Source organism: Celeribacter sp. SCSIO 80838 (assembly GCF_056498065.1).
This window is the reverse complement of the sequence record NZ_JAZKMA010000001.1, coordinates 1,910,472-1,924,311: the sequence shown is the minus strand read 5'-3', so window position 1 is coordinate 1,924,311 and position 13,840 is coordinate 1,910,472. Positions and strand designations below refer to the sequence as shown.

The 13,840-nt window shown below is 63.4% G+C and carries 13 protein-coding genes; 3 read left to right on the top strand and 10 right to left on the bottom strand.

Annotated features, from left to right (window positions below; all coding sequences use genetic code 11):
• Window positions 1–4: 4 nt before the first annotated feature.
• The 10 genes from V1475_RS09675 to cydD form a co-directional block, all read right to left on the bottom strand.
• The gene (locus V1475_RS09675; protein ID WP_434288309.1) at window positions 5–745 is read right to left on the bottom strand and encodes a glycosyltransferase family 2 protein; all 741 of its coding nucleotides are present in this window, start codon (window positions 743–745) and stop codon (window positions 5–7) included.
• A gap of 246 nt (window positions 746–991) precedes the next feature.
• The gene (locus V1475_RS09670) at window positions 992–1,492 is read right to left on the bottom strand and encodes a GNAT family N-acetyltransferase (RefSeq protein WP_479412581.1); all 501 of its coding nucleotides are present in this window, start codon (window positions 1,490–1,492) and stop codon (window positions 992–994) included.
• Window positions 1,486–1,788: a YjhX family toxin gene (locus V1475_RS09665; protein ID WP_479412580.1), complete on the bottom strand. Its 303-nt coding sequence runs from the start codon at window positions 1,786–1,788 to the stop codon at window positions 1,486–1,488. Before V1475_RS09665 ends, V1475_RS09670 begins: the two co-directional genes overlap by 7 nt.
• 340 nt (window positions 1,789–2,128) lie before the next feature.
• On the bottom strand, window positions 2,129–2,491 hold the full coding sequence (locus V1475_RS09660; protein WP_479412579.1) for a DUF5368 domain-containing protein: 363 nt from the start codon (window positions 2,489–2,491) through the stop codon (window positions 2,129–2,131).
• A gap of 12 nt (window positions 2,492–2,503) precedes the next feature.
• Entirely contained in the window at window positions 2,504–3,820 is a 1,317-nt protein-coding gene (locus V1475_RS09655) for an NAD(P)/FAD-dependent oxidoreductase (RefSeq protein WP_434288316.1), read from the bottom strand.
• Between the two features lie 151 nt (window positions 3,821–3,971).
• Window positions 3,972–4,094 (bottom strand): cytochrome bd-I oxidase subunit CydX, encoded by a 123-nt coding sequence (gene cydX, locus V1475_RS09650; RefSeq protein WP_066708555.1) that lies wholly within the window; start codon window positions 4,092–4,094, stop codon window positions 3,972–3,974.
• A gap of 14 nt (window positions 4,095–4,108) precedes the next feature.
• Window positions 4,109–5,272: a cytochrome d ubiquinol oxidase subunit II gene (gene cydB, locus V1475_RS09645; RefSeq protein WP_479412578.1), complete on the bottom strand. Its 1,164-nt coding sequence runs from the start codon at window positions 5,270–5,272 to the stop codon at window positions 4,109–4,111.
• Between the two features lie 6 nt (window positions 5,273–5,278).
• A complete protein-coding gene (locus V1475_RS09640) occupies window positions 5,279–6,880 on the bottom strand; it encodes a cytochrome ubiquinol oxidase subunit I (RefSeq protein WP_434288320.1) in 1,602 nt (533 codons plus the stop codon).
• Between the two features lie 165 nt (window positions 6,881–7,045).
• Window positions 7,046–8,728 carry an amino acid ABC transporter ATP-binding/permease protein gene (locus V1475_RS09635; protein WP_479412577.1) on the bottom strand — a complete coding sequence of 561 codons (1,683 nt, stop codon included), beginning with the start codon at window positions 8,726–8,728 and terminating at the stop codon, window positions 7,046–7,048.
• Window positions 8,721–10,412, bottom strand: a complete 1,692-nt coding sequence (cydD, locus tag V1475_RS09630) for a thiol reductant ABC exporter subunit CydD (RefSeq protein ID WP_479412576.1) — start codon at window positions 10,410–10,412, stop codon at window positions 8,721–8,723. Before cydD ends, V1475_RS09635 begins: the two co-directional genes overlap by 8 nt.
• Window positions 10,413–10,631: 219 nt before the next feature.
• Here cydD and V1475_RS09625 point away from each other — a divergent pair, with 219 nt between their 5' ends.
• The 3 genes from V1475_RS09625 to arsJ are packed head-to-tail and all read left to right on the top strand — an operon-like array spanning window position 10,632 to window position 13,748.
• On the top strand, window positions 10,632–11,471 hold the full coding sequence (locus tag V1475_RS09625) for an arsenate reductase/protein-tyrosine-phosphatase family protein (protein WP_479412575.1): 840 nt from the start codon (window positions 10,632–10,634) through the stop codon (window positions 11,469–11,471).
• On the top strand, window positions 11,464–12,498 hold the full coding sequence (locus V1475_RS09620) for an ArsJ-associated glyceraldehyde-3-phosphate dehydrogenase (protein ID WP_479412574.1): 1,035 nt from the start codon (window positions 11,464–11,466) through the stop codon (window positions 12,496–12,498). The genes V1475_RS09625 and V1475_RS09620 overlap by 8 nt, the downstream gene beginning before the upstream one ends.
• Window positions 12,498–13,748, top strand: coding sequence for an organoarsenical effux MFS transporter ArsJ (gene arsJ / locus V1475_RS09615; RefSeq protein WP_479412573.1), 1,251 nt, complete (start codon window positions 12,498–12,500; stop codon window positions 13,746–13,748). The genes V1475_RS09620 and arsJ overlap by 1 nt, the downstream gene beginning before the upstream one ends.
• The last annotated feature ends 92 nt before the right edge of the window (window positions 13,749–13,840 follow it).

The following is a 13,840-nucleotide window of genomic DNA, read 5'->3' as shown; positions in this document are numbered from 1 at the left end:
CGGCTCAGCCCTCCGCGCGGTCCACGACCACCTCGGTCGGGCGCGACTTCTTGCGGCGTTTCAAAAGCCAGGCCACGCCCATCAGGTCGACAATCCCCACCAGCCCGCGTTGCAGGTTCGAATAATGCGACCGCCCGCCACCGCGTGCCCGGTGCGACACGTCGACATGCGCAACCTCCCAGCCATCGCGGGCGAACAGCGCCGGCAGATAGCGGTGCATGTGATCGAAATAGGGCAGCGCCAGAAAATCGTCGCGGCGAAACGCCTTGAGCCCGCACCCGGTGTCGCGCGTGCCGTCCTTCAAAATCTTCGCGCGCAGCGCATTGGCGAATTTCGAGGCGTAACGCTTTGAAAACGTGTCTTGTCTCCCGACGCGCTGACCGGCAACGACGCCAATACGCGCGCCATTCGGCCCGGAAAACGGCGCGATCATGTTCGGGATCTCGGTGCCGGGATTCTGCCCGTCGCCATCGAGCGTGCAACACACCGTGCCCCGCGCCGCCCGCACACCGGAATGGACCCCGGCCGATTGCCCGCCGGAACGGTCGTGCCGGATCACCCGAAGCTGCGGCATCGTCCGCATCCGCTGGGCCAGAATATCCGCCATGCCGTCGTCGGAGGCATCGTCGATCACGAGGATCTCATACGGCCCGATCTCCGTGCAGGCGCCCACGATCTCATCGAGAAGCGCCCCGATGTTCTCCGCCTCGTTGCGGCACGGGATGATGATGGAGGTGTCACACATACGTTTACGGCCCTAACCCAAGTCGCCTTCGCGATTACCGGAGCCGCCTCTCGATGTAAAGTGAAACGCCCCTTCCGTCACACGCCACAGCAGAAGTACGCGCGACATGACGGACGCCAAACGGCTAAAAATGCCTGTCGGCAAAGCGTCGGATTTATGTCGGACTTTTGTCGGACCCCGGCACCCCCGCGGTCCCCGGCGCGCAGTTCGACCCGGGCCGCACAGATCGCGCGGCCCGGTGAGATGTCAGAGCGGCTGCTCCAGCCCGAAGGCCGCGTGATGGATCACCTCGCCGCGGGGCATGGCGTCGCCGAACGGCAGGGCCTGAATGTAGCGCGGCGGACACTCCCCAACCGTCAGCCCCGGCACGGCCCGAAAACCGAAACGCCCATAATAGCCCGGCTCACCGACCAGAACCGCGCCCTTATAGCGACGGCACAGACGTCGGAGCGCCTCCGCCATCAGCGCACTGCCGATGCCTTCGCCGTGGCGCGACGGCAGGACGGCCAGCGGACCGATCACGGCCCAGCCCCGCTCCGCCCCGATCTGCCCCTCGGAGACCGCGAGATAGCCCTGCGGCCTGCCCGCCTCTTCGGTGACGAGCGACAGGGCGAGCGCATCCGCCGCCCGCAGCCGGTCGACGATCTCCGCCTCCGTGCCGGTGGATTGCGGCAAGAGGCGCATGGCCTCGGTCACGATCTCCCGAATGGCCGGGATGTCGATTTCGGTTTCGGTGCGGATCAGCATGTCATGCTCCCTGTGTTTTCGTGTCCTGTGTTGTCCTGCCCTGTGTGGCCGAGCTGTGCCCGCACGGGCAGGCGTCCGCGTATCGGGATGCGGCAGGGATGCCCCGACCGGCTTTCGATCAGGCGCTTGCGACGCGGTTTGTGAAAGAGGGTAAGGTCGAAGCCGGACAGGACCAGCCCCTCACGCGTCACGCAGGTGACAGAGGTGATCCTCGTGCCCTCCGCTCGTTCATGGCGAAGATGGCCCCCAAGAGCCAGAACGTGCAGCGCACGCTGTTCGTGTTTTGAGATATTCATGGATGTCTCATGCGTTGAGATGTGAAAAAACGCCCGGATGCAGATGCACCCCGGTGGCTTTGGGTTCACACGGCTCTCTGAGGGTCAGAGAGCCTTATCACACAAGCTCTAACATCCAATCTCCATGATCGAGGGCGCTTTGCCTCTCGTCTGGTGCGCAGACTAGTCTCAAGCGACACGGCCCGCAACCCGGGCGGACCTTGCAACCATGGCCCTGCGCACGAAAAACCAGACAGACAAAAGACCAGACAGGCAAAAAACCAGACAGGCAAAAAACAGGCGCCCCCGGTCCGCACACCGGGGACGCCCGCCCATCGGGTCGAACGGAACGAACCGACCCTCAGGATTCGGTCACAGCCTTCGGCGGCTTGACGAGGGACTGGATGGTGTAGACCAGAATAGCCATGCCGATTGCACCCAAAACGGCGACGCCGAGGAAGACGATAAGGTCGATCCCGCCACCGATGTCGGAGGGCGCGGAATGGGTCATCGCCATGACGAACCACACGGCCAGAACCGCACCGACCGGCATGGAAAGCTGCGCCCAGAGGAATTTGCGCCAGCTCACCGCACGGTCGCGGATCAGCACATAGAGATAGGCCAGCGTCACCACGGCGGCGACGACGACCATGGCCCAGAACAGGCCACGCCCGAAGATTTCCTCGAAGACGGCAATCAGGGTCTGAAACGTAAGATCTTTCATGTCGCTCTCTCCTCAGGCCTTGCCGCGCAGCATGGCGTTGTAGGTGGCTTTCAGCGCAACCTCTTTCATCAGCCAGGAAATCCACAGCTCTTCAAGCGGCGGGATGATCCCCGGGAAGGAGGGCACGAGGTTGTTGTTGTAATCGAATTCCACCAGCATGGCGCGGCCGATCTTGGTGATCATCGGGCAGGAGGTGTAGCCGCCATAGGTCTCGGTCGGCGTGGTGCCTGCGATGGCGGAAACGATCTGATCCTCGACCACCGGCACCTGCCATTTGACGGAGGCTGCGGTTTTGCCTTTCGGCACACCGGCGACGTCGCCAAGCGCCCAGATGTCCGGATAGCGCAGGTGTTGCAGCGTGGCCATGTCGCATTCGACCCAGCCCTGATCGGTCCATTTGTCGGCCCAGGACAGGCCGGACTGACGGATCACCTCGGGGGCGCGTTGCGGCGGGATGAGGTGGATATAGTCATAGTCCATCTCCTCTGTGCCCTCGGCGGTGTTGAAGGTCACGCGCTTGGCGCCCGCGTCGATGGATTTCACCGTGTGCTGGTACACCGGCGCGATCTCGCGGTCGAGGAAGAGCATGCGCACTTTCTCGGACACGATCGGCACACCGAAGAGCGCGCCGTCATGGGCGCCATAGGTGATCTCGGCCTTGCCGCGATTGCCCGCACGACGCAGGCGGTCGTCGATCAGGAAAGTGTGTTTCAAGGGCGCACCGGCGCATTTCATCTCGGTGCCGGGACGGGTGAAGATGCCGTGACCGCCCTCTTCGATGAATTTCGACGCGGCCTGCCAGGTCTTGGCGGCATATTCCGGGCCCGCATAGAGCGCACCGATGCCGTTCTGGCCGACCATGTCGAGCGAGAAGCCTTCGATGGCGTCGTGATCGAGGATCAGACCGGGGGCCACGACGAGGAAATCGTAGGAGAGCGTCTGACCGCCCTCGGTCGATACGGTTTTCGCGACGGGGTCGATGGCGGCGGCTTTTTCCTGAATGAGGGTCACGCCTTTGGGCAACCAGTCGGTGGTCTCGGAGAGCACGTAATCGGCGGGTTTGAGACCGGCGGCGACGAGCGTGAGGCCCGGCTGATAGAGGTGAGCTTTACGCGGATCGATCAGGGTGATGTCGGCACCGTCGAGGCGTTCGACAAGACGGTTGGCCAGCGCGGTGCCACCGGCGCCTGCGCCGATGATGACGATCTTGGCACTGGTCTTGACGGAGGCCGCGCGGGCTTCACCGGAGGTCGCGGCGAGCGCGGTCGCGCCAGCGGCAAGGCCCAGGAAGCCCCGGCGGTTCACCGCGGGGGAATTGGGTGAGTGCATGTCTCTCTCCATATATTCGCATGCATATGTATGCATATTTTTTGGTGCGGAAAATTCCGCCCACCGGGCAGCGGGCGGAACAGGTATTTAGGCGCCCCGGGGATGGTGGAACGACATCCCCGGGGCAATGCCACCTGAAGAAGGGACGTGATCAGGCGGTGTCGTCGTGCTCGTCTGCGAGGCGCGCGTCTTCGCGCATCTCAAGCCACATCGCGTTCAGAACGGCGAACAGGGCGGCGAGCGGAAGCCCAAGGATCCAGGCGAAATACCACATAGGTCGCTCCTTTCTCAGTAGCTTTGAGCGTTGGTTTCGAGCTCTTCCTCGGTGACTTTACCCCAGAGCACTTTGTAGACCCATGCGGTATAGGCGAGGATGATCGGCACGAAGATGATGGCACAGATCAGCATCACGAACAGGGTCAGGTGCGAGCTGGAGCTGTCCCAGACGGTGAGCGAGCTGTTCGGATCGACGGTGGAGGGCAGGATGAACGGGAACATCGTGAGGCCCACCGAAGAGATGATGCCGAAGATGCCGAGTTTCGACCACAGGAGCGTGGAGACTTCCTTGCCCTTGCGCAGGCCCATCACGGCCATGGCGATGCCGATGAAAGCCAGCACCGGCGCGATGGCGATCCACGGGCGGTCCGAATAGGCCTGCATCCAGGACCCACCATGGGTGACCTCGGAAAGAAGCGGGTTCGACGGACCGTCTTTCACCACCTCACCGACGATCTGGTAACCTTTGATGCCAAAGGCGAGCCAGACACCGGCCAAAGCATAGGCCACGGCGGCGACGATGCCGGCGACGGTGCCGATTTTCTGGGCCCGTTGCTGGACCGCCCCTTCGGTTTTCAGGCCGAGCCAGGCCGCACCATGCATCAGGAGCATGGAGAGGGAGACCACACCGGCGAGAAGCGCGTAGGGGTTGAGCAGACGCAGCAGCTTCATGATGGCGTTGCCGTCATAGCGGGGCATCAGCAGATCGGGGGTGATGTGGAACGGCACGCCTTGCAGCACGTTGCCGACCGCGACACCGAAGACCAGAGCCGGTACGGCACCGCCCACGAAGAGCGCCCAGTCCCAGTTCCGGCGCCATTTGGCCCCTTCGCGTTTCGAGCGGTATTTGAAACCGACCGGACGCAGGATGAGGGCCGCGAGGATCAGGAACATCGCGAGGTAGAAGCCGGAGAAGGACACCGCGTAGAGCGGCGGCCATGCCGCGAAGATCGCGCCACCGCCGAGGATGAACCACACCTGGTTGCCTTCCCAGACCGGGCCGATGGTGTTGATCACGATGCGCCGTTCGATGTCGGTCTTGCCGACGAAGGGCAAGAGGGCACCGACGCCCATGTCGAACCCGTCGGTCAGCGCGAAACCGATCAGCAGGACGCCCAGGAGCAGCCACCAGATCACGCGAAGGACTTCGAAAGTCATGAATTCATGCAGGATCATCGTTCGTTACTCCGCAGGCTTGAGGGTCGCATCATCGGCGCTGAGGCGGGCTTCATGGCGTTTCATCCATTCATCCGTTTCGGCAACGTCGATATACGGTCCTTTTTTGATGTATTTGATCATCAGGCCCATCTCGATGATGAACAGCACCGTGTAGAAAATCACGAAGCCAGCCAGAGTGATCAGCAGATCGGTGATCGACAGGTGCGAGGCAGACAGGGCCGTCGGCAGCACGCCGTCCACGGTCCAGGGCTGACGCCCGAATTCCGCCACGAACCAGCCGAGCTCCGCGGCAATCCACGGGGTCGGGATGATGATCACGCCAAGACGCAGCGCCCAACGCGGGAATTTCATGCCCCGGAAAGATGCCCGGTAGAAGAAGTAGAGCATCACGGCGATGAAGCTGAAGCCCAGAGCCACCATCAGACGGAAGGCCCAGAACAGCGGCCCGACGCCCGGCACGGTGTCGTCGGCGGCCATGGCGATCTGCTCGTCGGTGGCCTGACGCGGATCGTCCACATAGCGTTTGAGCAGCATGGCGAAACCGAGATCGGCGGAATGTTCCTCGAACGTCGCACGCACCTCAGCCGGGGTCGCGTCACGTTGTTCGCGGATGGTCATCAGCGCATCGTAAGCGATGATACCGGAGCGGATTTTCTCGTTGGCCTCGGCCACAAGCTGATCCACGCCCGGGATCTCATTGGTGAGAGAGCGGGTGCCGATCAGGCCCATCGCATAGGGGATGTGGATGGCGTAATGGGTTTCACGCGCTTCCCGATCCGGGATGCCGATGAGGGTGAAGGAGGCAGGCGCTTCCTGAGTTTCCCACATGCCTTCGATGGCCGCGAGTTTCATCTTCTGGGTGTGCGTGGCGTTATAGCCCGACTCGTCGCCCAGAATGACCACGGAGAAGGCCGACGCCAGACCGAAAGCGGCAGCGATCGCGATGGAGCGACGGGCCAGTTCCGTGTGACGCCCTTTGAGCAGATACCAGGACGACACGCCCAGCACGAAGACCGAGGCGGTCACGTAGCCAGCGGAGACGGTGTGCACGAATTTGGCCTGAGCCACTTCGTTGAACACCACGTCGAAGAAGTTGGTCATCTCCATGCGCATCGAGTCCGGGTTGAACTCGGCGCCGACCGGGTTTTGCATCCAGCCGTTGGCGATGAGAATCCAGAGCGCGGAGAAGTTCGAGCCGATGGCCACCAGCCAGGTGACGATCATATGGGCGACTTTGGACATCTTGTCCCAGCCGAAGAACATCAGACCGACGAAGGTCGCTTCCATGAAGAAGGCCATGAGCCCTTCGATGGCGAGCGGTGCGCCGAAGATGTCGCCGACATAGTGGCTGTAGTAGGACCAGTTCATGCCGAACTGGAATTCCATCGTGATCCCGGTGGCCACACCGAGCACGAAGTTGATCCCGAACAGAGTTGCCCAGAATTTCGTCATTTGCCGCCAGATAGGCCGGCCGGTCATGACGTAGACCGTCTCCATGATCGCCACGATGATCGACAGACCAAGCGTGAGCGGCACGAAGAGGAAATGGTACATGGCTGTCATCGCAAATTGCAGACGCGACAGCTCAACGAGTCCGAACTCCATTTTCCCTTGCTCCTTTCCTGCAAAAACATGTTTTGCAGATACACTTTTGTAACGCCGGATTAGAACGTCACACGCTGGGGTACTTTGACCCAAATCAAGAATGCCATATTACAGATGTATCTTAAAGTGACCGCGACATCGGGGCGCGCCCCCCCTGTTCCCAGATCACTTGCTCGTGAATGTGCTTGTAATCCCCGCTGCGGAGAGCGGTTTTTGCACCTCCGGCAGCTGCAGAACGCGATCTGCGGCCCCCTGTTCCTCACTGCGATGGGCTGCCATCAGCACCGCCGCATGCGGCAGAGCGGCGCGAATTCCGCGCAAAACCCGTTCCGCCGTCGCATGGTCGAGCCCTTCGGTGGGCTCATCCAAAAGCAAGACCTGCGGACGACGCAGCACAGCCCGCGCCAACACCAGCCGACGCGATTCGCCGCCCGAAAGACCAGAGCCACGCGGCCCCAGCCGGGCCTCCAGCCCGCCTTTTGCGCGAATGACCCCATCGAGCGCCACCGCCGTCAATGCCGCCCAAAGCGCGGCGTCATCGGCCTCGGGCGCGGCGAGGCGGAGATTCTCCGCAACCGTCCCCTGAATGAGCGCCGATCTTTGCCCGACGAGCGTAACCAGACCTGGTAAACAATTTGTAACCGGCTGATCGGCCACGAGAACTTGCCCCGACAAGGGCCGGAGCGCCCCGGCGGCCAAGAGCAGCACCGTGCTTTTGCCGACCCCGGAGGGGCCTTGCAGCGCCACCCAGTCGCCGGGGGAGAGCGCAAGATCGAAGCCGGAAATCACCGGGCGCGCTGCTCCGCGGGCAAAACTGACGTCCTTGAAAGACAGGGTCAGGGGCGCGTCGGGGACATGGTGGGGAACCGGCTCGGAGGGGGCCTGCATCTGCTCGGTCACACGGCGCGCCGCTCCGATCATGCGCCCGATCTCCGCCACGGCGCGGCGCAGCGGCGCGACGGTTTCCATCAGCGCCAGAGCGGTGAAAAACCCGATGGCGGCACGCGCGGGCGTGATCTCCCCCGCCTCGGCCAGCCCGCCCCCGATCCAGAGCGCGGCAGCCCCCGCCAGAGCGGAGACGACCATCAGCGCGGCCCCGGCCTGACGTTCGCGGGTGTCGGTGACTGTGGCGGCGTCCTGACGCCGGGCATCGGCGGTTTGCGCGGCCTCAATCTGGGCCGGGAGCTGGCCGTAGACGGCAAGATCTTCGCGGGTGGTGACGAGGTCTATGAAGCGGGTGCGGAAGGCCTGTGCCGCCGCTTCGGCGCGGCGTGAGGGCGTCCGGGCGCGGGACATGCCCCAGATCAAAACGGCCAAGCCGCCCAGCACATAGATCGCGAAAATCGCGAGGGCGACGGCGGGGGCGACCAGCCATGACAGGACGATCAGCGCCAGAATCTGCGTCACCCCGCCCGCGATCAGCGGAATGAAGAGCCGCAAAGGCACACCGTCGAGCGCGTCGACATCGGCCAGGATGCGGTTGAGCGCCTGTGCACCCCGGAGCCGGATCAGCCGTTCATGAGAGCGCAGGGACAAGGCGGAGAGTAGTGCAACCCGCAGCCGGGCGAGCGCGCGCAGCGTGGCGTCATGGGTCAGGACGCGTTCGCCATAGCGCGTGGCGGTGCGGGTGATGGCGAGGAAACGGACCATGGCGGAGGGGCGGAACACGTCGAAGACCGCACCCGTCCCGGCAAGACCGGCGGCAGAAGCGGCGACGATGAACCAGCCCGACAGGCCGAGCAGCGCCCCGCCCATGATCAAGACGAGCGCGGCCAGCAAGAGGCCACGGCGCAGCGCCACCGCTTCGCCGGTCATCATGACGCGGAAGATATGCCAGAGGTTACGCATCGGCGGTCTCCTCTTTGGCAGGGACGATCTCGATCACCCGATCCATCTTGGCGATCAGATGCGGATCGTGGGTGGCGACGATGAGGGTGGCGCCGCGGGATTTGAGCGCAAGAAGCGCTTCGGTCACCCGGTCGGCGGTTTCCCGGTCGAGATCGGCGGTGGGTTCGTCGGCGAGCACCAGATCGGGGGCGGCGGCGAGCGCACGGGCCAGCATGACGCGACGCGCCTCGCCCCCCGACAGACCGCCGCCGGTTTCGCCCAACACGGTGAGATCGCCTTTCGGCAGGGCGGCCAGAACCCCGTCGAGCGCCGTGTCTGAGATCAGTTCGGGAGTGAGCGCAGCGCCGAAAGCGATGTTGTGACGCAGCGAGCGGCCCAGAAACATCGGCGCTTGCGGCATCCAGCCGAGCCGCGCGCGCCAGGCGTCGGCGGTGTCCTCCGCCAGAAGCTGCCCGGCGACCGTGATCAAGCCGGAGGCCGGCTTTTCAAGCCCCGCGATCAGACGCAGAAGCGTGGTTTTGCCCGCCCCCGAGGGACCGGAAAGCGCGACACGGGTGCCGGGGGCGATCTCGGTATCGGGATAGGAAATCGTCCGTCCACCGCGTTGCGCAGCGACATGATAAAGAGAGACGGAAGCGGGACCGGGAAGCGGCGCGACCTTGGCCCCCTGCCCTAGAAGCGTTTCGGTCTCCTGCTCTTCCCAGACGGCAAGCTCTCCCGCGACGGCCAGCGCCGAGGCCTTGTCATGCCAGGCGGCGGAGAGATCGCGCAAGGGCTGGAAATAATCGGGTGCGAGCAGCAGAAGGAAAATCCCGCCCCAGGGCGTGATGCCCGCGCCATAAGCGCCCCATGAAATCTCGCCCAAAAGCGAAAACCCGACCCAGACCGCGACCATCGCCACGCCGAGGGCGGCGAAAAGCTCGAGCACGGTGGAGGAGAGAAACGCGATGCGCAGAACGGCCATGGTGCGCGAGCGCAGATCGTCGGCGGCATGATCGAAGCGCGCAATAAGACGCGGGGCGGCGCCCAGAAGCCGGATGTCGGCCAAAGCGGCGAGACGGTCGACCAGAAGATCGCCCAGAGAACCGATTTCCTGCATCTGCCGCTCGGAGGCGTCCTTCGCGGCATAGCCGACGAGCGCCATGAACAGCGGAATGAGCGGCCCGGCCACGACGAACACGAGGCCCACGGCCCAGCTTTGCCAGAACGCGAGCGCGAGAATGGCGAAAGGCACGGTCATCACCCGGAGCTGCGCCGGCGCATAGCGGGTGAGATAGGGCAGAAGCGCGTCGAGCTTTTCCCCCGCCAGAGCCGCCAGCGCGCCGGGGCCACCCGCGACCGAATGCGAGGTCGCCTGCGCCTCACGGGCGAGGATGCGGGCACGGGTCGTGGTCACGATGGCCTGACCGGCGCGGAAAAGAAGCCCTTCGGCGAGGTAATTCAGGATCAGACGCAGAGCCGCGAAGCCGAGGAACCCCAGCGTGCCGGTCAAGACCGTCACCCCGCCCGCGCCCAGAAGAAGTCGGGAAAACAGCGCCGCCACCAGCGCCGCCTGCGGCAACCACAAAAGCGAGGAGAGCGCCGTAAGCCGCGATGCCAGACGGATCGACCGGGCTCCCGGGGCCAAAAGCGTCTTGAGCATCCGCTTGTCGGCGGAGGGCTGCTTTTTCGTCTCTCGTGTCATGCGCGCGTGATCCGGCAGATATACTCTTGTCGTTGCGGTCTTGCTGGCACGTCCCGGCATGGGATGCAATCGTATGCCGTTTCACAAACGCCGCCTGCGTCGGGGTGTCTCACCTATGATAGGCTCCGCAAGGTGGTTTCCCAGAGAATTCCGACCGGCTTCTCGCCGTCATAAAACTTTCACTAGGCTCAAGGCATGTATTTCGAGTATTCGCGAATTATGGAACAATTAAACATCGACTCACCCTCCGCCACCCGCGCCTTTGCCGCTCTCGGCCATGCCGGACGGCTTTCCGTCTTTCGCATGATCATGCGCTTTGCACCGCGCCCGGTGCGCCCGACCGAGCTTGCCGAAGCGCTCGGCATGAAGCCCAACACGCTCTCGGGTTATCTCTCGGAGCTTCAGCAGGCCGGGTTGATCGAAGTGGAGCGCGACGGGCGGGCACTCTATTATAAGGCCGCACTTCAGACCTGTGACGCGCTGGTCGGCTATCTCGTGAACGATTGCTGCCGGGGGCGGCCCGAGATTTGTCTCAACAGCCTGCCGCTGAGCGGAGATCGCCCCTTCCGCGTGCTGTTTCTCTGCTCCGGCAATTCGGCGCGCTCAATCATGGCTGAGGCTTTGCTGCGCGACCTTGGCGCGGGGCGGTTCGAGGCGGTCTCGGCGGGCACCGCGCCCAATGGCGAGATTCACCCGCAGGCCCGCGCACTTCTGGAACGCGAAGGGCATGACACGCTCGGGCTCTGGTCGAAATCGCTCAGCCAGGCGCAGCGCGGTGAGGAGGGCTATGATTTCGTCTTCACGGTCTGCGACCGGGCGGCACAAGAGGATTGCGGTCCCCTGCCCGGCCAGCCGCTTTCGGCGCATTGGGGCCTGCCCGATCCGGTGAAGATCGAGGGCACCGAGGCCGAGCGCGCTCTGGCCTTTGCCCGGACCTATGACGCGCTGCGCCGTCGAATAGAGATTTTCACGGCGCTGCCCATCGAGAAACTCGACCGCATGTCGCTTCAGGCGAAAATCGACGATCTCTCCGTGATGAAAGAGGATGACCATGGTTAAAACCGCCCCCAACTTTGCCCCCAAAATCGCCCTCAACGGCCTTGGCCGGATCGGAAAGCTGGCGCTGCGCGACCTGTTCGACCGGGGGCTTGGCGAACACATCGTGCTCCTGAACGATCTCGCCGGGGATGCGGAGCAGCATGCGCTGTTGCTGGAATTCGATTCCGTGCACGGGCGCTGGGGCGCGGAAATTTCCTATGACGCGGACAGCCTGACCGTGAACGGCACACATATGATGCTGACGCGGGAGGCGCGGATCGAAAACCTGCCGCTCAAGGAGCTGGGCGTCGATCTGGTGATCGACTGCACCGGCTATTTCAAAACCGCCGAACGCATTGCGCCCTATTATGAGGCCGGGGTGAAAAAGGTTGTCGTCTCGGCACCGGTGAAGGACGGCGGCGCGCTGAACCTCGTCTATGGGGTGAACCATGGGCTTTACGATCCGGCGGCGCACGATCTGGTGACGGCGGCGTCCTGCACCACCAACTGCCTTGCGCCGGTGGTGAAGGTGATCCACGAAAATCTCGGCATCAAGCACGGCTCGATCACGACGATCCATGACGTGACCAACACCCAGACCATAGTGGACCGGCCCGCAAAGGACATGCGGCGCGCGCGCTCGGCGTTGAACAATCTCATCCCGACCACCACCGGGTCGGCGACGGCGATCACGCTGATTTACCCGGAGTTGAAGGGGCGGTTGAACGGTCATGCGGTGCGGGTGCCGCTGTTAAATGCCTCGCTGACCGATTGCGTGTTTGAGGTGGAGCGGGAAACCACGGCGGATGAGGTGAACGCCCTGTTCAAGGCGGCCTCCGAAGGCGCGCTTGCGGGCATTCTCGGCTATGAGACCCGGCCTTTGGTGTCGACGGATTACATCAACGACTCGCGCAGTTCGATTGTCGACGCAGGGTCGACGATGGTGATCCACGGCACGCAGGTGAAGATTTACGCCTGGTATGACAACGAATGGGGCTACGCCTGCCGCCTCGCCGACATCGCCCGCATGGTCGCGGGTGCGATGTGATGGCGACTGCCACGGCGGAAAACCCGCTGCGCGCCTATATGGCGGTGACGGCGGCCTATTGGGCTTTCATGCTGTCGGATGGCGCGCTCAGAATGCTGGTGCTGTTGCAGTTCAACAGTCTGGGATTTTCGCCGATCCAACTGGCGTACCTGTTCCTATTCTACGAAATCGCAGGCATCGTGACGAACCTCTCCGCCGGATGGCTCGCGGCACGTTTCGGTTTGACCTCAACGCTTTACGCGGGATTGGTGATCCAGATCGGGGCTCTGGCGGCGCTCGCAGGGCTCGATCCGGCGTGGTCGGTGTCGGCCTCTGTGCTTTATGTCATGGCGGTGCAAGGGGCGTCTGGCGTCGCCAAAGACCTCGCGAAAATGTCGTCGAAATCGGCGGTCAAAATTCTTGCCCCCAAGGGCGACGGCAGCCTGTTCAAATGGGTCGCCGTGCTGACCGGATCAAAGAACGCCGTCAAAGGCTTTGGTTTTTTCCTGGGCGCGGCGCTTTTGGCGCTCGCGGGGTTCGAGGCGGCGGTCTGGGGCATGGCTTTGGTGCTTGCGGTGATCCTTGTGGCCGTGGCTCTGTTCATGCCCAAGGGCCTGCCGACCGGCAAAAAAGGCACGAAAATCTCCGCCATCTGGTCGAAGGACCGCCGGATCAACCAGCTCTCACTGGCCCGCATGTTCCTCTTTGGTGCGCGGGACGTGTGGTTCGTGGTCGGCATCCCGATCTATTTCAAAGCGATCTTCTCCGACGGCACGCCGGAAGGCGCGCGGCGCGCGTTTTTCATCGTCGGCGCCTTCATGGCGCTCTGGATCATCGGCTATGGCTTTGTCCAGGGCATCGCGCCGCGGTTTCTCAAAGGGGCTGCGGGCGACGACGCGGCGGGGGCACGGATGGCGGTCAAATGGGTCGGGCTTTTGACGCCCATTCCCTTTGTGCTCGCAGGGCTGGTGTGGATCGTGGGTGCGCCGACGCTATGGCTCACAGTTGCGCTGGTGGCAGGGCTTTTGTTGTTTGGCTTTGTCTTTGCGGTCAATTCCTCGGTGCATTCCTATCTCATTCTCGCCTTCTCCGGTGAAGACCGCGTGACGATGGATGTCGGGTTTTACTACATGGCGAACGCCGCCGGGCGGCTTTTGGGCACGCTCCTGTCGGGGCTGTCTTATCAGGCTGGGGGGCTGGCGCTCTGTCTGGCGACCGCAGGCGTGATGGCGGGGCTGAGTTTGCTGGCAGCAAGACGGCTTGAAACCTGACCCGAAATCCTGACTGAACAGTCGGAGAATACGGGAGATTTCCTGTATAATTTTGCAGAGAGGCACAATCGCGCAAGGCTTTGAAAAACTTC

Excerpts from the sequence above, each read along its gene's own strand:
- V1475_RS09675 (WP_434288309.1), bottom strand. The coding sequence starts at position 745 with ATGTGTGACACCTCCATCATCATCCCGTGCCGCAACGAGGCGGAGAAC.
- V1475_RS09670 (WP_479412581.1), bottom strand. The coding sequence starts at position 1,492 with ATGCTGATCCGCACCGAAACCGAAATCGACATCCCGGCCATTCGGGAG.
- V1475_RS09665 (WP_479412580.1), bottom strand. The coding sequence starts at position 1,788 with ATGAATATCTCAAAACACGAACAGCGTGCGCTGCACGTTCTGGCTCTT.
- V1475_RS09660 (WP_479412579.1), bottom strand. The coding sequence starts at position 2,491 with ATGAAAGATCTTACGTTTCAGACCCTGATTGCCGTCTTCGAGGAAATC.
- V1475_RS09655 (WP_434288316.1), bottom strand. The coding sequence starts at position 3,820 with ATGCACTCACCCAATTCCCCCGCGGTGAACCGCCGGGGCTTCCTGGGC.
- cydX (WP_066708555.1), bottom strand. The coding sequence starts at position 4,094 with ATGTGGTATTTCGCCTGGATCCTTGGGCTTCCGCTCGCCGCCCTGTTC.
- cydB (WP_479412578.1), bottom strand. The coding sequence starts at position 5,272 with ATGATCCTGCATGAATTCATGACTTTCGAAGTCCTTCGCGTGATCTGG.
- V1475_RS09640 (WP_434288320.1), bottom strand. The coding sequence starts at position 6,880 with ATGGAGTTCGGACTCGTTGAGCTGTCGCGTCTGCAATTTGCGATGACA.
- V1475_RS09635 (WP_479412577.1), bottom strand. The coding sequence starts at position 8,728 with ATGCGTAACCTCTGGCATATCTTCCGCGTCATGATGACCGGCGAAGCG.
- cydD (WP_479412576.1), bottom strand. The coding sequence starts at position 10,412 with ATGACACGAGAGACGAAAAAGCAGCCCTCCGCCGACAAGCGGATGCTC.
- V1475_RS09625 (WP_479412575.1), top strand. The coding sequence starts at position 10,632 with ATGGAACAATTAAACATCGACTCACCCTCCGCCACCCGCGCCTTTGCC.
- V1475_RS09620 (WP_479412574.1), top strand. The coding sequence starts at position 11,464 with ATGGTTAAAACCGCCCCCAACTTTGCCCCCAAAATCGCCCTCAACGGC.
- arsJ (WP_479412573.1), top strand. The coding sequence starts at position 12,498 with ATGGCGACTGCCACGGCGGAAAACCCGCTGCGCGCCTATATGGCGGTG.